The sequence below is a fragment of the Leuconostoc citreum genome (assembly GCF_007954785.1).
In the GTDB taxonomy this organism is placed as follows: Bacteria; Bacillota; Bacilli; order Lactobacillales; family Lactobacillaceae; genus Leuconostoc; species Leuconostoc citreum.
This window is the reverse complement of sequence record NZ_CP042410.1, coordinates 667,832-686,443: the sequence shown is the minus strand read 5'-3', so window position 1 is coordinate 686,443 and position 18,612 is coordinate 667,832. Positions and strand designations below refer to the sequence as shown.

At 38.8% G+C, this 18,612-nt stretch carries 17 protein-coding genes and 1 riboswitch; of the genes, 3 read left to right on the top strand and 14 right to left on the bottom strand.

Annotation, left to right across the window (positions count from 1 at the left end; genetic code table 11):
- Positions 1–3: 3 nt before the first annotated feature.
- The 4 genes from dld to FGL72_RS03365 all read right to left on the bottom strand — a co-directional run bounded on the left by dld (position 4) and on the right by FGL72_RS03365 (position 6,243).
- Positions 4–1,689, bottom strand: a complete 1,686-nt coding sequence (gene dld / locus FGL72_RS03380) for a D-lactate dehydrogenase (protein WP_085699160.1) — start codon at positions 1,687–1,689, stop codon at positions 4–6.
- A gap of 276 nt (positions 1,690–1,965) precedes the next feature.
- Positions 1,966–3,393 (bottom strand): NADP-dependent phosphogluconate dehydrogenase, encoded by a 1,428-nt coding sequence (gene gndA, locus FGL72_RS03375; protein WP_040176940.1) that lies wholly within the window; start codon positions 3,391–3,393, stop codon positions 1,966–1,968.
- Between the two features lie 256 nt (positions 3,394–3,649).
- Positions 3,650–4,846 carry an SAM-dependent methyltransferase gene (locus FGL72_RS03370; protein WP_004902779.1) on the bottom strand — a complete coding sequence of 399 codons (1,197 nt, stop codon included), beginning with the start codon at positions 4,844–4,846 and terminating at the stop codon, positions 3,650–3,652.
- Positions 4,847–4,962: 116 nt separating this feature from the next.
- Positions 4,963–6,243: a pectate lyase family protein gene (locus FGL72_RS03365; protein ID WP_085699162.1), complete on the bottom strand. Its 1,281-nt coding sequence runs from the start codon at positions 6,241–6,243 to the stop codon at positions 4,963–4,965.
- Between the two features lie 262 nt (positions 6,244–6,505).
- Here FGL72_RS03365 and FGL72_RS03360 point away from each other — a divergent pair, with 262 nt between their 5' ends.
- On the top strand, positions 6,506–7,237 hold the full coding sequence (locus FGL72_RS03360; protein WP_146992636.1) for a hypothetical protein: 732 nt from the start codon (positions 6,506–6,508) through the stop codon (positions 7,235–7,237).
- Here the strand turns inward: FGL72_RS03360 and FGL72_RS03355 are convergent.
- The 3 genes from FGL72_RS03355 to FGL72_RS03345 form a co-directional block, all read right to left on the bottom strand.
- A complete protein-coding gene (locus FGL72_RS03355; RefSeq protein ID WP_243130157.1) occupies positions 7,179–8,375 on the bottom strand; it encodes a PTS sugar transporter subunit IIC in 1,197 nt (398 codons plus the stop codon). The genes FGL72_RS03360 and FGL72_RS03355 overlap by 59 nt on opposite strands.
- 69 nt (positions 8,376–8,444) lie before the next feature.
- Complete coding sequence (locus tag FGL72_RS03350; RefSeq protein WP_040190267.1) at positions 8,445–9,902, bottom strand: 6-phospho-beta-glucosidase; 1,458 nt, start codon at positions 9,900–9,902, stop codon at positions 8,445–8,447.
- 124 nt (positions 9,903–10,026) lie between these two features.
- Complete coding sequence (locus FGL72_RS03345; RefSeq protein WP_004902788.1) at positions 10,027–10,959, bottom strand: DMT family transporter; 933 nt, start codon at positions 10,957–10,959, stop codon at positions 10,027–10,029.
- A gap of 166 nt (positions 10,960–11,125) precedes the next feature.
- Positions 11,126–11,217, top strand: a riboswitch (TPP riboswitch).
- A 129-nt stretch (positions 11,218–11,346) separates the two neighbouring features.
- Here FGL72_RS03345 and FGL72_RS03340 point away from each other — a divergent pair.
- Positions 11,347–11,640, top strand: coding sequence for a thiamine-binding protein (locus FGL72_RS03340; RefSeq protein WP_222591210.1), 294 nt, complete (start codon positions 11,347–11,349; stop codon positions 11,638–11,640).
- A 43-nt stretch (positions 11,641–11,683) separates the two neighbouring features.
- Here the strand turns inward: FGL72_RS03340 and FGL72_RS03335 are convergent, their stop codons facing one another.
- The gene (locus FGL72_RS03335) at positions 11,684–13,033 is read right to left on the bottom strand and encodes an FAD-dependent oxidoreductase (RefSeq protein WP_085699166.1); all 1,350 of its coding nucleotides are present in this window, start codon (positions 13,031–13,033) and stop codon (positions 11,684–11,686) included.
- 95 nt (positions 13,034–13,128) lie between these two features.
- Between FGL72_RS03335 and FGL72_RS03330 the strand changes: the two genes are divergently transcribed.
- Complete coding sequence (locus FGL72_RS03330) at positions 13,129–13,773, top strand: Crp/Fnr family transcriptional regulator (RefSeq protein ID WP_004900572.1); 645 nt, start codon at positions 13,129–13,131, stop codon at positions 13,771–13,773.
- Between the two features lie 15 nt (positions 13,774–13,788).
- Here FGL72_RS03330 and FGL72_RS03325 read toward each other — a convergent pair whose 3' ends face one another.
- The 6 genes from FGL72_RS03325 to pepT all read right to left on the bottom strand — a co-directional run bounded on the left by FGL72_RS03325 (position 13,789) and on the right by pepT (position 18,542).
- Positions 13,789–14,571, bottom strand: a complete 783-nt coding sequence (locus FGL72_RS03325) for a ribonuclease HII (RefSeq protein WP_085699168.1) — start codon at positions 14,569–14,571, stop codon at positions 13,789–13,791.
- Between the two features lie 7 nt (positions 14,572–14,578).
- Complete coding sequence (gene ylqF, locus FGL72_RS03320; RefSeq protein WP_012305246.1) at positions 14,579–15,418, bottom strand: ribosome biogenesis GTPase YlqF; 840 nt, start codon at positions 15,416–15,418, stop codon at positions 14,579–14,581.
- A 45-nt stretch (positions 15,419–15,463) separates the two neighbouring features.
- Positions 15,464–15,691, bottom strand: a complete 228-nt coding sequence (locus tag FGL72_RS03315; RefSeq protein ID WP_004900582.1) for a YozE family protein — start codon at positions 15,689–15,691, stop codon at positions 15,464–15,466.
- Entirely contained in the window at positions 15,678–16,289 is a 612-nt protein-coding gene (locus tag FGL72_RS03310) for a YpmS family protein (protein WP_004900585.1), read from the bottom strand. The genes FGL72_RS03315 and FGL72_RS03310 overlap by 14 nt, the downstream gene beginning before the upstream one ends.
- Positions 16,271–17,194 carry a GDSL-type esterase/lipase family protein gene (locus tag FGL72_RS03305; protein WP_004905210.1) on the bottom strand — a complete coding sequence of 308 codons (924 nt, stop codon included), beginning with the start codon at positions 17,192–17,194 and terminating at the stop codon, positions 16,271–16,273. The genes FGL72_RS03310 and FGL72_RS03305 overlap by 19 nt, the downstream gene beginning before the upstream one ends.
- A gap of 94 nt (positions 17,195–17,288) precedes the next feature.
- On the bottom strand, positions 17,289–18,542 hold the full coding sequence (gene pepT, locus FGL72_RS03300) for a peptidase T (RefSeq protein ID WP_085699170.1): 1,254 nt from the start codon (positions 18,540–18,542) through the stop codon (positions 17,289–17,291).
- Positions 18,543–18,612: the final 70 nt, after the last annotated feature.

The following is an 18,612-nucleotide window of genomic DNA, read 5'->3' as shown; positions in this document are numbered from 1 at the left end:
TTATCAATAATTTCCCCAGTATTTAGACATTGATGTCATACCGATACCTGGGTTGAAACTATTTGTAGGGTCGTTGCGCTTGTAATGTGCTACCAAAGTAGAAGCTGCATGATATAAGTGTCCAACATTATGTTCGGCTGGATAAATAGCACCACGTTTGTCTAACAATTTTAGCATTTCTTGTTTTAGCTCATGTGCATCGACACCTTTTTTGAGAATATAGTCTTGATGCATAACATGATCAAGAAAATGACCATAATAAATTTTGTGTTCAATTTTATCTTCAATTTCCTTAGGCAAATGTTCAAACCAATCAAATTCATTACGTGGTAAAGCAATATCTAACGGTAGAATCTGGATATGCTGCTTTTGGAAAACTTCTTCATATCGAATGGCCACACCTGCGGTAACATAGCGGTGCGTCGCTATTCTATCTGCCTCTTTTGGTGTTGCTTCAAAGTAATCACCTGCTTCTTCAGCAAAGAATGGCTTCAAAAAGCGTCGCGCCTCTTCAATTCCTGAACCCGTCATCTTTAACTGCAAATAGTGATCATACTTTTGACTGTATTCTTCCATACGCTTTGGCAGTTGATTGGGGAATAGTTGACCCATATGTTGTAACACGCGATCTGGGAAGTATGGCTTAAATGTTGGAATATGACTCAGTATCCGCTCGGTTGTGGCTTTCATACCAAACAAATAAGGTAATGTATTTGTACCCAACGCATCAATAACAATCAGAGAGTCTTTACCATATTTTTTTGCTAGTTGATATGCATCTTTATGCATATACTCACCAGACACTGGTAAATTTTTAAACTCTGATAATATATGACGCCGTAACTTTTCTAATACGCTAGGATCGTTGGTTCCAATGTAAAATACTTGTGAGTCACCATCTTTTGGGAAAGTATCTAGTCGCACGGCAAACGCTGCCAACTTCCCTGATGCACCAGACACTTCGTAAAGTTCATTAGGATCTGCATTATAACGTGTAGGTGTATGAGATGATACATCACGTACACGCGCTTCATAATTACGATTATGTCCAACGCGCTTGTTATCAGCAGGGACATTGTCAATATTAAAATTACGATGTTCGATATTGTAAATCATTTCTTCAGGTGTCTTGCCTAATTCAATTCCCAAATGGTTTACCAAATGAAGCTCGTCATTTTCGTCGATCTGAGCATAAAGGGATAACTCAGTGTAAGCTGGACCACGTTGGATTAGCGCGCCACCCGAATTATTGTTAATACCACCAATAACTGAGGCACCTAGATTTGACGACCCAATAACTGAGTGGGGTTCACGATTAATCGGCTTTAATGCGTTCTCCAATTTAAACAACGTTGTGCCTGGAAAGGCCAATACTTCGTCCCCACCATTAATAAGTTGTACACCCTTAATTCTTGTCCCATTGACAACAACACAATCACGGTCATATCCTGGTGCAGGAATTGATCCTTCAGTCAAACTAGTGTTTGAAGCTTGCATAATAATAATTGTGTTGTTATCGTGCAAGACTTTTAATACTTGCCACAATTCCATCAAATTACCTGGTAGTACAACAGCTAATGCTGAACCTTGACCACTACGGTAGCCTTTACGATAACGCAATGACTTTGCAGGCGACGTGATAATGTGACCTTTTCCAACAATGTCTGTTAGCTCTTCAACAGTAGACATAATATATTACCCCCAAAATTTGAAAGTGCCCTAAAGACACCTTATAAATTCTATTATGCCACTTTAGGATTATAAAAACAGAATTTATTTTATCAAAATTATAAATTCATACGTGAATAGAATAATAATTATCAATTACACTCTTTTTAGTACGGATTTAAATTGAATCGCATTGTGATAATTAATACAAAAAATTGTTATTGACTGATCATATAAATGATTGAACACCGGCATAATAAAAGACAGCATTGCTGCCGTCTTGTTTATTTTATATTTTCAAGCCTCATCATACCAGCCATAATGATACATTTCACCAGCAGGTTTGTCTGTACGTTCATACGTATGTGCGCCAAAATAATCACGTTGTGCTTGGATTAAATTAGCTGGCAAAACTGCTGAACGATATGAATCATAATATGCAATCGCTGCGGACAAAGATGGTGTTGGGATACCAGCCTGTACAGCTAATGCAACCACTCGACGGGTTGCTGCCTGGTAATCTTGCGCAATATCTTTGAAGTATGGATCTAATAGCAAGTTATGCAGCCCCGTATTATTAGTAAATGCATCAGTAATACGCTGTAAGAATTGTGCTCGAATAATAGCCCCTGCTCGCCATAATTGTGCTAGTTCGCCAAATGGCAAATGCCAATCATAGTGTTCAGATGCCATTCTCAATTGGTCAAATCCTTGCGCATAAGACATAATTTTTCCAAAGTACAGTGCTTTGCGGACATCTTCTATTGCTGCCTTTTCATCCCCTGTAAATGAAAATTCTGGTCCTGAAAGGACTTCAGAGGCTGCTACACGATCGGCCTTCATAGCTGATATATAGCGTGCGTAAACTGATTCAGTAATCAGTGATTGTGGTGCACCTACCTCTAATGCCGACTGAGATGACCATTTACCAGTTCCCTTGTTACCGGCTCGATCTAAAATCATATCAACAATTGGCTTATCTGAGCCTTGATCGTCTTTTCTGGTCAAAATATCAGCCGTAATCTCGACAAGATAAGAATCAAGCTCACCCGTATTCCACTCTGAAAAAGTGGTTGCGAGTTGTTGCTGATCTAATTTGAGCACACGCTTTAGAATATCATACGATTCAGCAATTAGTTGCATGTCACCATATTCGATGCCATTGTGTACCATCTTCACATAGTGTCCAGCTCCATTCGGTCCAACATATGTTACTGTTGGCACACCATCTTCAGGAGCCTTGGCAGCAATTTGCTTCAAAATTGGCTCAACTAAGTCGTAAGCATCGCGTTGACCACCAGGCATCAATGAAGGGCCTTGTAATGCCCCCAGTTCGCCACCTGAAACACCCATACCAATAAAGTTGATGCCCGAAGCTGCCAGTGTATCTGATCGTCTAATTGTATCTTCAAAGAAAGTGTTCCCACCATCAATAAGTGTGTCCCCTTTTTCAAGGTGTGGTAACAGCTCGTTAATTACAGCATCAGTTCCTTTACCAGCTTTTACCATCAATAAAATGCGTCGAGGTGCCTTAATTGCTTTCACGAACGATGCCACAGTGTAACTGGGCACAAACTTTTTATCGGCATGTTTTTTAACGAGGTCATCTGTTCGTTCACGAGAACGATTATACACAGCCACACGATATCCTCGCGATTCAACATTTAACGCTAAATTTCTACCCATTACTGCTAAACCAACAACACCAAAATCTGCTTCAACCATTTTTGCCTCTTTTCGTATACTATCATTATCTGATTTAAATCGATGTAAATACTGCAGCAACACAACTAATGCTATGTCATTATAATTGCCTACCTTTCTTTATCTAATAATGCACAAGACATTGTGTAACCGCTTTCAATATAAACCAATTATCGCGTTAAGTCAAATCATTTATAACATGTGAGGTTTACTAAAAACTATATAAAAACACCTATCTCATAAGTAACTATGAGATAGGTGTTTTGTATTAGTTTGTTTATTTAACACCATGCGCAACATCTGCTTGATAAATGTATGCACGTGTCATTGGTAAGTTTGTTGCAGAAGCACCCTTGGTTAATAGGTACTGTACAACGTCAATATTCCCTGATTCAAAGGATGAAGCACATGCTTGTAAGTACAAGTCCCACATTCGATAGAATCGTTCACCATATTTGGCAATAACAGACTCTTCAACGTCATGAAAGTTTTTAGTCCACATTTCCAAAGTACGTTGATAATGACGTCGTAATGGCTCGATATCATCGATTTGCAAGCTAGCCTGCATAATGTGATTAACATTTTCGGCAATATTAGGAATATAGCCACCGGGGAAAATATATTTGTTGATCCAGGCATCAACTCCTGCACCATCATGTTGTCCAGTGATACCATGAATTAGAGCCGTTCCATTGTCAACAAGACGTGCATTCACTTGTTCAAAATAAGTTGCAAGATTTTCTTTACCAACATGTTCGAACATGCCAACAGACGTAACATGATCATATGTCTCTGTTAATTCACGATAGTCTTTCAAGTAAACGTGTACTCGACCTTCTAAACCTTCATCAATAATCTTTTGAGAAACGTAATCATATTGTTCTTGGCTAAGAGTGACACCAGTTGCCTCTAGGTGATATTCTTTGGCCGCTGTGAAAATAAGCGTACCCCAACCACAACCAATATCCAAAAGCGTTTCACCTTCTTGCGCGTGCAATTTATTCAAGATATGACGAACTTTATTCCATTGTGCCGTTTCTAATGAATCTTCTTCACTAGCAAAATACGCGCATGAGTATGTTAATGTGGGATCTAGCCACATCTCATAAAAATCATTACCAATATCATAATGACTCTGAACATCCTGCTTACTTACTTTTTCCGTGTGTGCATGCTTTGGAATAAATTTCGAAAACTTCGAATTATTCATAAAGCTATCTTTAGACTGATAGATAGTAGTGACCAACTTTTGTAGGTCACCTTGAATGTCGATTTTACCGTCCATATAAGCCTCACCAAAGGTTAGTGAAGCATGGGCCATAATATCTTTAATTGGAATAACGTCATGGAGAATAATTTTGGCAATTGGTTCTCCTTCACCATAGCTGACCTGCTCGCCATCCCAGAATTCAACGTCGATTGGGGCGTTAAAACTAGCTTTAAAAATTTGTTTGTAGATTGTTTTATCTAACATCTTTTTCCCCTTTACTTATACATTGCATTTTAGAAAAAAATGTCACAAATGTCAATCATTTTTTTGTTTAACGTTGAACAAACATTTTGTATTAACAATTCTTTTTAATCAAAACACTACTTTAAAACACCTGAACCAGCAGTTTGCAAAATGCTTTCTGGCAATTGTTTTGATGCTGTCAGTGGTCCTGACCAGCCTAATGTGCTCGTAGTTGGTGATGTATGGCTAATAGACGCAGCCGAAACAAACTTTGTATTAAAGATTGTACCGTCATCTGATAATTGAGTGCCTTTAAACTTATTAATGATGGCCACTGGTGATTTTTTAGCAATGACGAATACATTATTTTTGGCGTTAATTTGCGCCTTTTTGCCCAGACCCCAAGCGTATTTGAATTGATATGTGCTCGTGCCATCATTTTGATAGAAATTATTAATCACCTGCACATCACCAAAACGCACACGGGGTGTACGCTGGACCGTATTTTGAAATAAATTTCTTACTAAGGTAACGTGTAATTTACCGGTATCACTTGTTTTACTGTCACTATTACCTATTAACATAGTCTTATCATGATTTCGATAAACACTATCTGATATCGTAATGTTATCAGCACCATTTGTGATATCAGTCATACCATCGTGGTGTTGATACTCACGCCCAAAGTACGTACCATTTTGACTATCGTGGTAGCGTCCATCATCAAAAGTGTTATGATCTAACCAGACATTGCTAGCCCCTTGAACTGATATAGCATCATATTGTGAATTCCAGTTGCCAGTGCGCTCATCAGTCGGATCCCACTGCGGAAAATCATCATACGGTGTTTCAAAAGTAATATTCCGCACAATAATGTTGTTTTTTTGCAAAATCAAATTGCCACCCACAAATGACGCCCCTGGCAACCCGATAATTGTTGTGTTGGCCGGTACTTTAACTTCAATTTGCTCTGTTTGTTTTCTTTGAGCGGCAAGACGATTTATCTCTTGCTGGCCGCTAACTTTCTTTTTACCCCATGTGCTAGGGTTGTAAGCTGTTAAATAACTTTCCAAGTGATAGCCTGTTCCTTGAGCATAGTCATCTTCCGTCAATGTGCGCCCTTGACTATCTTTCGTCATGTCAATAGTACCTGAAAGGTATATGATTTTGGGCACATCATTCGTCGATTGACCCAAGGCCTTTAACAAAGTTTGACGGCTATTGACGGTGTAAATATGTGTCGCATCAGCTTGACTCCCGCCAACTGCGTTGCGACCAAATCCGCCTACCTGTGTTGCGGACTGGCGACCAAGACTTGTTATATCTGCATGTACTTCCTGTAATACCACAAAACTCGACACCAGCAATCCCATCACGATACTCGCTGGCAATAACTTATAATTTTTCTTACTGAACATGTTTTTTCTCCTGTCAACTATCACAATAGTCCATCTAGATCGGTAAAATATATCATAAATAATCGGTAAGACGCCTATATTGTACAACAAAACAAAGCTGATTAAACGATTGTTTTATAAACTTCTTTTTACTGTAATATTTTTTACATCAGACGATTATTACCATGAATAGCAGCGTAAGTCTTTTTCTAACAATCACACAGTTCTTCACGCTATAATTAAATAAAATAATAACCTATCTTTATTAAGGAGCACTATTGTAATGGTTGAAACAAAACCAGATAGATTTTACAATCTCACTTTGCACACCATTGGTTTAATTGCTAAATTACCAGTCATTCGTGTTAATCGCAAAGCATTTCTAAAAAAACAGTTTTCTGATTCCCCTGACTTAAATATTATTTTAAAGCACGGCCCACAGGCCGTCTATCCTGTCTCAGTTTTAGAAGAAAAAGCGCACAACATCATTAACAAAAGTACAACAAAAACATCAATGGCTTCCTTTGCTGCCGGCTTACCAGCCAACCCAATAATTATGGCAGCTGTCGGTAGTGCCGATGTTGTACAGTATTTTGCCTTTGCCATTAATATGGCCCAACAAATTGCCTACATCTTTGGTGAAGATGAACTTTTTGGTAGCAACACAGATACCTTGCCAGAAGAAGACAAAGTTAAGCTGATTATTTATCTTGGTGTCATGTTTGGCACTGCGGGTGCTGCTTCTATGATTGCTACGCTATCAAAGAAATCTGGTGAGTCGATTGGTAAAAGAGTAGCTATCCAAGCAGCTGTAATGTCAACACGTCATCCATTGGTTAAAAAAGTTGGTAGTCGTATTGGTCATAAAATCACGACAGCACACATTGAAAAAACAGTTACCAAAGCTATCCCAATTATCGGTGGCATAATTTCTGGCGGTTTAACATATGTCACATTCAAGCCGTTGGGGTATCGTCTGGCAAAAGTATTAGCGCAGAATTTAAGGGTGGAATGACACCAAATTTAATGGCGTAATACGTACCGAAACCGGTAATAACTGGTGATAAAATGAAGGGTAAGATCATGACTGGATTCAAGACAATTGGAATACCAAACAAAATTGGCTCATTAATATTGAACATAGCCGGGCCTAATTCGAGCTTAGACAAAGTCTTCATCTGCACGGATTTAGCGCCCACCAACATGAATACCAGTAAACCGACCGTCACTCCGGCACCAGTAACCGTAATAAACTGTTCGAAGAATGATTGTGTGACAATATGCGCCCCGTTGGCCAACGATAATTTACCTGCGCGATACAATGCTAAATTATCTGCGTTATTAGCGAGTAACAACGGCTGCATAATGCCGGAAACAATAATTGAACCATGGACACCAAAGAACCAAAGAAAGACTGGAATCACAGTGATAATAAACACACCAGCCGGGCCATCTGAAGCATGCTGCAGTGGTGTTTGAATAACCGAATAAATCCACTCTGCAAAGGTTGTGTGCCAAGCCTTTGAGAAGATGGCATACACAACTGTTGCACCTGTTATAATCGCTGCGGCTGGAACCAATGCAGTAAACGAAGCTGCGACATTACTTGGGACTTGTTCTGGTAATTTGATCGTAATGCCTTTCTTCATAAACCAAGTATAAATCCAACCAACAATCATACCCGCAATAATGGCAACAATCATACCTTTTCCACCGAGCCAAGCTTTGTCAATGGCGTTGTTAGCCAACCATGCGGTAGATGTTTTGCCGGGATGAATGGCATTAGTCACTGTATTGATTGTATTGGGCTGTAGGATAACATCAACAACAATGGCAAGCAAACCCGCTGGTACACCATCATAACCAGAATCGTGTACCCATGAATAAGCAATGCCAAAGACTGCAAACAAAGCCATGATGGCAAATGAACCATTATATGCCTGCATAAAAATACTATCTAAACCAACGCTAGTAAAATAGCTAGCGATTGGCTTGTAAGGGAACTGACCTAAAATCAAGAAAATGGCACCAACAATAATGAATGGTATGGGATACAACATCCCATTTTTCATCGCAGTAATCGCACGCGTATTAACAAATTTCATTATTATCGGAATAACTTTATCATTTAATACTTTTGAGATATTAGCCATAATTATTACCTATACCTTTTGTATCGGTTGTAATACGATAATTATCGCATCACAACAACAGATGTTTTATCATGCTTGTTGTTTTAATACCTGACCGTTTGTTTCAATTACTTTTCGATACCAATAAAAAGAGTCCTTTTTAATACGGTTGCCCGATCCTTCCCCCTCATCATCTAGGTCGACGTAGATATAACCGTATCGCTTCTTCATTTCACCTGTGCCGGCAGAAACAATATCAATTGGGCCCCAACTAAGATAACCTATTACATTGACACCATCGATTTCTACAGCTGTCATCATGGCTTGAATGTGTGCTGATAAATAGCTGATTCGATAATCATCGTGGATTTGTTCACCATCTTCAATCTTATCGTAGGCACCTAAGCCGTTTTCAACAATCATAATTGGTGTATCTGGATACATCTCGCTTAGTTCGTTTAATGTATAGCGTAAGCCTTCAGGGTCTAATCCCCATCCCCAGTCTGATGTCTTAATATAAGGATTAGTAACATCTTCATAGTCGGTATAACCGACTTTAGGCTCATCAGTTGTTGTTTCAACCGTACTGCTTGCATAGTAAGACACGGCAAGATAATCAACTGTTCCTGCCTGTAACACGTCACGGTCTTCGGCTGTGATATCTGGACGATAACCAGTTTTTTCGTAATAGGCTTCAAGTTCGTTTGGGTACTTGCCACGGACATGAACATCACTGAGCCAGTCTCTAAACTGACGTGCTTTTTGATAAGCTAACATATCTGCTGGTTTGGGAGATACTGGATAAAATGGTGCAACGTTAACCATACCACCAATTTTAAATGCTGGATTAATCTGATGCCCAAGCGCCACAGCCTTGGCCGAAGCAACTAGCTCATAATGTGCTGCTTGTGACATGGCTTCAATACGTTCATCAACTGACATCTCTTTGCCATCAATACCCGAATTAGTCCACAATAGAAAACCGCTAGCCTCATGTTTCATAGCCGTTTGATTAGAAATTTCGTTATGCGTCATCCAATAAGTAACTTTATCTTTATAACGATTAAAAACGACCTCAGCATAACGGACAAAAAAATCAATAACACGACGATCACGCCAGCCACCATATTTTGTAACTAGATGATATGGCATTTCAAAGTGATTAAGTGTAATTACCGGTTCAATGTTTAGCCGTCGCATGGCGTCGAACATCTCATCATAAAAAGCAAGGCCTGCCTCGTTAGGCTCAGCGTCATCTCCGTTAGGGAAAATACGTGTCCAAGCAATGGAAGTTCTAAAAGCCTTAAACCCCATCTCTGCCATTAATTGCAAATCTTGCTTATAAGTATCATGAAAATAAATGCCATGATGATTTGGATAGTTTTTTCCTGCTATCACACCATCTGTTATTTCTCGTGGATGTGACACATCGCCTGCTGTAAGAACATCAGCAATTGACACACCTTTGCCATCCACATTCCATGCACCTTCTGCCTGGTGTGCTGCGATAGCGCCACCCCACAGAAAATCGTGACTTAAAGTTTTCAAAATAAACCTCTTTTCTACAATAACTACTAGGAATGTTTTCTTGTAAGCGCTTACATTTATACCTATATATTATCATGTCAGTCATTTATATGTCAATCTATTCCCGTGTTGTTAACCCATGATACTAACCAAATTTAATCAATGCAATGCTAGCAACCATTAAGGCAATGCCAATAATTTGTACACGTGTAACATTTTGTTTTAACGATTGCCACCAGCCGAACTGAGCGACAACTATCGACCCAATGATTGAGCCACTTAAACTGAGCGTAACTGTCATACCAGCGCCCAATTTTGGTACAAGAAAAGCGGTTGAAAAAACAAATAAGGCACCTAAAATCCCACCTGTAAATAACCACACTGGTTGTTTAGTTATTCGCACTGTTTTTGGCCATAAACGCCTTTCTTTCAATAATACAACAATTAAAATGACCACTGTCCCAGAAAAGAAAGAAATCACAGCACTACCCACTACTGAGTGTAATAAATAGCCTAATCGCCCATTAATCGCTTGTTGTATGGCAGAAAATGCACCAACCAGAATGGCCCACATACGCCAGATATTTATATTAGTATCAGCACCCAATTGCTTTTTCTCGCGTTTTACCTCAAAACGATTAGCAAGAACAACAGCCACATAAATACCACCTAGTAACAAGAGAATACCAATAACCTTAGTTACCGTCAGTGTCCCAATTGGCATATTAAACAAGCCAAAAGTATCGATCACTACACCCATGATAACCTGACCAATAATCGGCAAGATAATGGTTTGAATGGCACCTAATTTCGGAAACATTAAAATATTTGACGTTAAAAAGATAACGCCCAATAAGCCACCAAACCATATCCACCATGGATTATTGGAGGCCACATTTATCAGGTTAACTTGTTGTTGTCCACTAACAAAATAAATAAGTATCAAAAAAAATGTTCCCACTGTAAAAGAAAGCAAGCTAGAACGCAAAGGTGATTTTAAAACAAAACCCAGTTTTGCGTTGATAGGACTTTGATTAGCTAATAAAAAACCTGCAAATAACCCAATAAAATACAACATAACCTACTACTCCCAAATATTCTCATGACTACTATAAAGTTAATTTATAAGTAGTCAGTATACGCGCCTTATACGATAAAGTAAATCCACAGCCAAGTAGTAATCATATCTCATTGTCCATTATCATATCTTATGCTAAAATGTCGAAGTACAGACAACGCAATTAACGTGTAATCTGGGGTGCCTTATTGGCTGAGAGATATACCCATATAACCTGATCTAGTTCATTCTAGCGTAGGAAGATTACGAAGCAATCAATAATTTTGTGTCATCATGCTTCAATATTTTGATGTGGGATTTCAATGTCGCTTATGGGAGGACTTCATTTAACATGTTCTATTGCACCATTTCAATGCATAGAACCCAAGGAGAAGTATGATGGTACAAATTAACGCAAGCATAGCTGTTCAAGTATTACCGATGACATCCGATAAATCCGATGTCATCCGTATAGTCGATCACGTTATTGATTATATTAATGACACACGCATTGCTTATCAGGTTGGCGCTTTCGAAACCACACTTGAAGGCGATTATGACCAACTGATGACTATTTTAAAGGCCTTACCACTTGTTGCGGCAGAAATAACCGATATTCCTGTTATGATTTACAGTAAAATTAATATGTCACCACATGGCAATGTATTAACAATTGCTGAAAAAACAGATAAGTATCGCTAACAAACATTAATAAAAAAAGCACACCGCAGAATAGGTGTGCTTTTTATTCGCTTTCAACCTTATCTAGGGCTGCTTGCGCTAAAAGATTCAAGTAGTTAAATGGTCTATCAAACCAAGGCTGGAATAGCATATCCACGAATGCTAAATCGGTCAATGTCATGCGATTTTGAATGGCAATTGAAGCAGCATTGGCAGACTGTGCAATGTCATATTTACTTTGCAATTGTACACCTAAAATACGGTGTGTTTGACGTTCCCATGTAATACTCATCAAAACTGGCTCCGTTGATGACATGAATTCTGGTCGGAAGTTATCTGTCATCGTGATGCTATCCGCATCGATTCCTAGTTCTTGCGCGTGGGCTGCAGTCAAGCCAGATGAAGCCATATTTAAATCATATAACTTTAGTCCGGATGTTGATTGCGTTCCCATATATTTAACTTTCGGTGACATAAGATTGTAGCCAATTAATGTTCCCTGACGTACTGCATTTGTCGCTAAGGGGATGTACGCATTCTCTCCTGTTGGATTATAATGCACCGCGACTGAATCACCAGCAGCAAAGACATCTGGATTACTTGTTTGCATGTAATCATTGACTAATAGCGCGCCATTGCCAGTCATACCTAGTTGTCCCGCAAACAATCCAGTATTTGGTTTGAAGCCAACCGACATCACAACTAAGTCAGCTGAAAAATTCCCGTCATTTGTTTTGACAATAACCGCATCATCTTGACTTTCAAAACTTTCAACCATTTTACCGGTTGCCACAGCCACACCATGAGATTGAAATAATTCAGCGACATTTTCAGTAAATTCGTGATCAAAATACCGGTTTAACACCGTTGGCTGGTTATCAATCAACGTCACTTCACGCCCCTTGACATTGAAAGCTTCGACTAATTCTGTGCCAATATAACCTCCGCCAATGATAACCACTCGCTTAATACGATCATCATTAGCATAATTAATTAAGGCTTTCGCATGCGTATAGTTTTTAGACAATACAATACGTTGATCTTCTATCCCAGCAATTGGCGGTATAATTGGCCAAGATCCAGTTGTCGCAACTAATTTATCATAACTTTCAACTGATGATACGCCTGTCACCAAGTTAGTGACTGATACTGTTTTATTAATGGTATCAACAGCAGTTACTTCATGGTTCATGTGAATATTAGCACCTGCTTCTTCAAGTATAGCAGGCGAAGAATAGAACAAATCATTGATTTCTTTTACTTCACCTTGTACTGTTAAAGCAATGCCACAAGAAAGAAACGACACATTATCATTTTTCTCATAAACATCAATTTCTACCCCGTTATTATGCTTTAAAATAGATTTTATTGTTGCTGTGCCTGCGTGTGTCGAACCAATAATAATGACTTTCATATACTACCTCCAAAAGATTACCAACTAATTTTATATATCTATTGTATAATCAAATGAATAACAAAAAATTGACTCATGTCAAGAAAGAGTGAAATATGTCACATTCTGAATTTGCTTGTGTGAAAGCTGCTCCGATTTTTTCGCATTTGCCTGACGATATTATTGCACAACTGGTCACTATCTCAACACATCAAAAGAAATATTCAGCTGGAAGCTATATCTATGAACCAGACGATGATTTATCAGCGCTTTTCGTCGTCGATTCTGGTCAAGTTGACATTTTTAACGTGAACGATAACGGCCAAGAGTTACTGCTTTATTCACTAACTAATCACCAAATGGATATCGAAGCATCTATTTTTACAGATGCTAAACATCATCATTTTGCACGCGCTAAAGTTGATTCTGCCATTTGTATGATTCGTCGAAAAGATTTCCAAGCATTATTACACCGAAATACTTCATTGGCTTTAAAAATGTTGAATACTTATGGAGAACGTCTGACGGCGCTTGAACAACGTCAAATTAGTTTATCATTACAAAATGCTGATGAACGACTCGTACAATACTTTGAAGATTTATCTGCAATTCGTATGAGCAAAACATTTCATCTAGACGTTACCAAAAAAGAACTTGCTGCCTCGCTACATATTACACCGGAAACACTAAGCCGCTTATTTAATAAACTAACGCGAGACGGTAAAATAAAACTTAATAAGCGAGAAGTCACTTTATTGTAAATAAAAAGAACTGCTTTAACAGTTCTTTTTATTTACAATCGCATCATGAACAGGTTGAAATGATCGCCTATGAATTGGTGTGACCCCAAGCTTATCAATCCCTGCTAAATGCTTTTTAGTCCCATACCCTGCATTTTGGGCAAAATCGTAACCTGGATATACTTTATCATAGTCCGTCATCATTTTGTCACGTATCACTTTCGCAACTATACTAGCTGCACCAATTGAATTACTTCTGGCATCCCCTTTGATTAAAGATTGTTGTGTTATATCCAAATAAACTTGCATGGCATCAATTAATAGTGCCTGTGGCTGTGGTGCCAAGTTATTGATTGCTTCCGTCATCGCTTGACGCGCTGCCTCATAAATATTAATTTCATCAATCGTCTTCGCATCAACACTACCAATACCAATTGAAACAGCTTGATCTAGAATAATTTCGTATAACTGTTCTCGCTTATGCTGGGCTACTTGCTTTGAGTCTATAACATCAACGATGTTAAAATCGTGTGGTAAAATAACTGCTGCTGCAACGACAGGACCCGCTAATGGTCCGCGACCCACTTCGTCAACGCCTGCTACTAATTCAACGCCTTTTAGCCAGTAATCTCGTTCAAAATTAAAGCGTTGGTTAAAATCAGCCTGCTTTTTTCGTGCTAGCGCCAACCGCTTTTCCCAAAGCGCTATTGCTTTTTGGACACCACACCGCTTATCCTGTCGCCAGGTCTGCAAACGTGCATCATGAGGGTCTGCTAGACTGGCTAGTTTTTCTTTAATTGTCGCAATTGTTTCAGTCATGTGAAGTTTACAGTTCATCCAATGTGAACGCGCCTAGCTTACCTTTACGTAAATCGTTTAGTAGTCGCTCACTAGCTTTGTCATAATCGTCCTTAAATCCAAGCTTGTTAGTAATAGCTAATAAAATTTGAACATTGTCTTGTTCAAAAGCATTTTCTTCTAAATGATACCGCGCTACAATTGCTTCTGGGCGATAATCTCTGAAAAAACTAATTAAAAAGAGCGCTGCGTCATCTTTTGAAAAAATCGTATCTTTTACTGCACCAGTTAATGCAAGCTTCATACCAATGGCCTGATCTTCAAATTTTGGCCATAAAACACCAGGCGAATCTAACAGTTCTAATTTTGTCGGTGTTTTTAGCCAAGCCACTTTTTTCGTGACACCTGGTCTGTCAGCAGTTGGCGCCACATTTTTCATGACCAAGTGATTCAACAAGGTTGACTTTCCAACGTTTGGGATACCAGTAATCATCGCACGTATCGGTTGATCTTGAATACCACGTGCTAATTGCGCTGCTGTTTTTGCTTCAACAGCACGACGTGCCGCCTTGGTTACTAATTGTGGCGTTCTTGGATCTCGTGTATCTAAGACAAGAACAGTATGACCGTCTGATTCGAACTTTGCTTTCCATTGTCGTGTTTGCTCAGGATCAGCCAAATCGGCTTTGGTCATAATCAGTAAACGTGGTTTTCCACCGATTAATTTGTCGACTTCAGGGTTACGAGAACTGTCCGGAATGCGGGCGTCAACCAATTCAAAAGCAACATCAACTAACTTTAAATTTTCCCGCATGAGACGAAAGGCTTTCGCCATGTGCCCAGGGAACCATTGAATAATTTGTGCCATGAGATTTTTTATATTGCCATATATGCTGGCAACGTTACTCCTTTTTTATCGTTGTGCTTGAAATAATTCCCATGCTTGATCAAAAGTCACCATACTCATTAAGTAGGTTGTGTTTTCTTCTAAATAATTGGAAATATCATCAAAGTCAACACTCTGTTTTGGAAAAGTAGAATCCAAAAAGGCATTGTTAGCAAATTGCTGTATATCATCTGTTGCAACTGGGTTACGTTGCGTCATCAGCCAGTTATAAAATGATCGATCACTTTTGATCATGAACTAATCCTCCCTGAAAAACAAATTGATCTGTCTTAAGGTCAATTATCTTAGCACGAAATGACATGCCCTTCACAACGGGCAATTTCGTCATATCAACAAATATTTGTTGCTTACTTGGATTGATAGTGACAAATTTAGGTGCATGATAATTTGTCTTAACATAAGACATCACAGTGCTGATAGGTAATGGTAAATTGCCAATGGCCATTTTTTTAGCTGTTAAAATAATATTGCCGTTTTTGGTCACCTCAGGTGATAAGATCATCCCAATTTTAAAAGTCTGCCCCAAAAATTTAGAACTGCCATACATCATAATATTATCTTCGACCCGGAATTGATAGTTTGATGTGCGGGAATCATTAAGATAGTATGCTACTAAAGCATTAACCTGCTTCTTATTCAAAGTAACGTCAAATGTGGCATCTGTACTAGCAATTTTTGATTGGCTATCTGTCACTTTAACAGCTTGGGTGGCCACGAAACCACTGCCTAGCAAGGTGATAATAATAATTCCTAATAGCGTCCAAAAAGCCCAGAACCATGGTGACTTTTTTTGACGCGGTTGACTTCCCCTTGTTAATGTTTGGTTAGCCATGTGACTTGTTCCTTTCGCAAATATTCAAAAAGTTGTGTGGCCATATAATTATAGCCGATATGATTAGGATGGTAATTATCTATCGTACTAATCCATTGATTTGACACGTTATTTTTGTCTTCTAAGACAGCTTGGATATCTTTAAAATCAGCATTCCCCAAATCTGATTTATCAAATTCTTCAACTAACCGTTCTCTATCGGCTTTTGTCTGATATTGACCGTACGTTAAATCAAATGTCCCAACATAATAACTAGCTTTATCATGTCGCGCAACCTTCTGGTTAACCGCATTAAAAAGCATCACATCTTGATTAAAGTCTGTACGTTTTGGAAAGTGCACAAATAAAGGATTATAATTTCCAAAAATAAAGATAGGGGCCTGCGCATTTAGTCGACGAATATCACTAAATAATGATGTGAGTTTCCCTTGATATGCCTGTTTACCCCTTACCACAGTTTTCGTCAAATCTTCCGGTGTTTTGGAAAACATGTTTTGCAACAGTAATTGTTGTAAATCATTGCCCCCCACCGTTAAAATAATAGCATTAGCATGTTGTACTGCGACCTGTATATTGCCTTTTTGATTCAGCCGCTTTCTTATCTGATCTGAACGATCACCAGCTAAACCAAAATTTTGCATTGTGACTGAAACACCATAGGTCTGTTTAACTTTTTGAGCAATTCGTCCCGAATAACCCTGCTCGTTTTTATCGTCGCCAATACCTTCTGTTAATGAGTCCCCTAATGCCACAAAATTAACGGCGCTTACCTTGGCTACTTTTGCTGCTTGTCTTGGTGTTGCACGTTGTATTGTGGCATTTGTTTGCCAATGGTACCAAAAGTATCCTAACCCAATTAAAATTACTAGTATAGGAAGATATATCATTAGTATTTTTTTCTTCATACTAAATTCCCCCAAAAAATGTTCTACTCTTTATTGTACCAAAAAAGAACTATTGCGTCTTCAAACAATAGCTCTTACTAAGATAGATATCATATTAGTCAACTTGTGTTGTGTCTTGTGCCATATCAATAATTTTCAAGATAGTCTCGGTTGCTTGTGTCATAACAGTTGTTGAAATGAACTCAAAGCGACCGTGCATGTTTTCACCACCAGCAAAAAGATTTGGCGTTGGGAGACCCAGGAATGTAATCTTAGAACCATCAGTGCCACCACGAACTGGTTCGATAATTGGCTCAATATTCAAAGCCTGCATTGCACGCTCAGCCAAATTAACAGATTGCATGTCATCTTTAAGTATCTCACCCATATTATAGTATTGATCATTAAGTGAAACTGTCACACGTTCTGTACCAAAGACTTTATTCAAGTTTTCAGCGATATGCAGCATTCTTTGTTTGCGTTCTTCAAACTTAGCACGGTTATGATCGCGCACAATATAACGTAACTCAGCTGTCTCTGGATTACCTGTAATTGACATCACATGCCAAAATCCTTCACGTCCACTAGTATGTTCTGGGCGCTCCTTTTCCGGTAACTGTGCATGAAAATCAAAGGCAACTTGTATCGCGTTTACCATCGTATCTTTGGCTGTGCCAGGATGAACATTACGCCCCTGTATGGTAACAGTTGCACCGGCGGCAGAGAAAGTTTCCCATTCTAGTTCGCCAACGGGCCCACCATCAATTGTATAAGCAAAGTCTGCGCCAAAAGTCTCCGTGTCAAAATGATCCGCACCAATACCAATTTCTTCATCCGGACCAAAAGCAAAACGGAGATTACCGTGCTTAATTTCTGGATGAGCTACTAAATACTCGGCAGCTGTAATAATTTCTGCCACACCTGCCTTATCATCAGCGCCCAATAATGTTGTGCCGTCAGTCGTAATCAAGGTATGTCCGGTATACTTTTTAAGATTGGGAAAGGCTGAAGGACTGAGTTCATAACCACTATGTCCTAATTTAATTGTTGAAAAGCCATCATAATTTTCAATAATTTGTGGTTTAACATTTTTACCGTTAAAATCTGCTGTATCTACATGCGCAATAAATCCAATTGTAGGCACTTTGTCATTGTTAATGTTACTTGGTAATTCAGCAAATACATAACCATCTGCCATCGTACGAACATGTTGCAAGCCAATTGCTTGAAGCTCCGCAGATAAATCGGCTAGAAAAGCTACTTCTTTTGATGAGGAAGGGATGGTTTTAGCCTGCTCGTCTGATTGTGTATCTACTGCAACATAATTCAAAAAACGATTAATTAATTTAGGAAATTTCTCTGAAGTCATAAGTTTGTATCGCACTTAAATATGCTTTATCCTTTCAAGTTTTGGTCGACAACATGTCCGGACGTCCCCA

Excerpts from the sequence above, each read along its gene's own strand:
- dld (WP_085699160.1), bottom strand. The coding sequence starts at position 1,689 with ATGTCTACTGTTGAAGAGCTAACAGACATTGTTGGAAAAGGTCACATT.
- gndA (WP_040176940.1), bottom strand. The coding sequence starts at position 3,393 with ATGGTTGAAGCAGATTTTGGTGTTGTTGGTTTAGCAGTAATGGGTAGA.
- FGL72_RS03370 (WP_004902779.1), bottom strand. The coding sequence starts at position 4,846 with ATGTTAGATAAAACAATCTACAAACAAATTTTTAAAGCTAGTTTTAAC.
- FGL72_RS03365 (WP_085699162.1), bottom strand. The coding sequence starts at position 6,243 with ATGTTCAGTAAGAAAAATTATAAGTTATTGCCAGCGAGTATCGTGATG.
- FGL72_RS03360 (WP_146992636.1), top strand. The coding sequence starts at position 6,506 with ATGGTTGAAACAAAACCAGATAGATTTTACAATCTCACTTTGCACACC.
- FGL72_RS03355 (WP_243130157.1), bottom strand. The coding sequence starts at position 8,375 with ATGGCTAATATCTCAAAAGTATTAAATGATAAAGTTATTCCGATAATA.
- FGL72_RS03345 (WP_004902788.1), bottom strand. The coding sequence starts at position 10,959 with ATGTTGTATTTTATTGGGTTATTTGCAGGTTTTTTATTAGCTAATCAA.
- FGL72_RS03335 (WP_085699166.1), bottom strand. The coding sequence starts at position 13,033 with ATGAAAGTCATTATTATTGGTTCGACACACGCAGGCACAGCAACAATA.
- FGL72_RS03330 (WP_004900572.1), top strand. The coding sequence starts at position 13,129 with ATGTCACATTCTGAATTTGCTTGTGTGAAAGCTGCTCCGATTTTTTCG.
- FGL72_RS03325 (WP_085699168.1), bottom strand. The coding sequence starts at position 14,571 with ATGACTGAAACAATTGCGACAATTAAAGAAAAACTAGCCAGTCTAGCA.
- ylqF (WP_012305246.1), bottom strand. The coding sequence starts at position 15,418 with ATGGCACAAATTATTCAATGGTTCCCTGGGCACATGGCGAAAGCCTTT.
- FGL72_RS03315 (WP_004900582.1), bottom strand. The coding sequence starts at position 15,691 with ATGATCAAAAGTGATCGATCATTTTATAACTGGCTGATGACGCAACGT.
- FGL72_RS03310 (WP_004900585.1), bottom strand. The coding sequence starts at position 16,289 with ATGGCTAACCAAACATTAACAAGGGGAAGTCAACCGCGTCAAAAAAAG.
- FGL72_RS03305 (WP_004905210.1), bottom strand. The coding sequence starts at position 17,194 with ATGAAGAAAAAAATACTAATGATATATCTTCCTATACTAGTAATTTTA.
- pepT (WP_085699170.1), bottom strand. The coding sequence starts at position 18,542 with ATGACTTCAGAGAAATTTCCTAAATTAATTAATCGTTTTTTGAATTAT.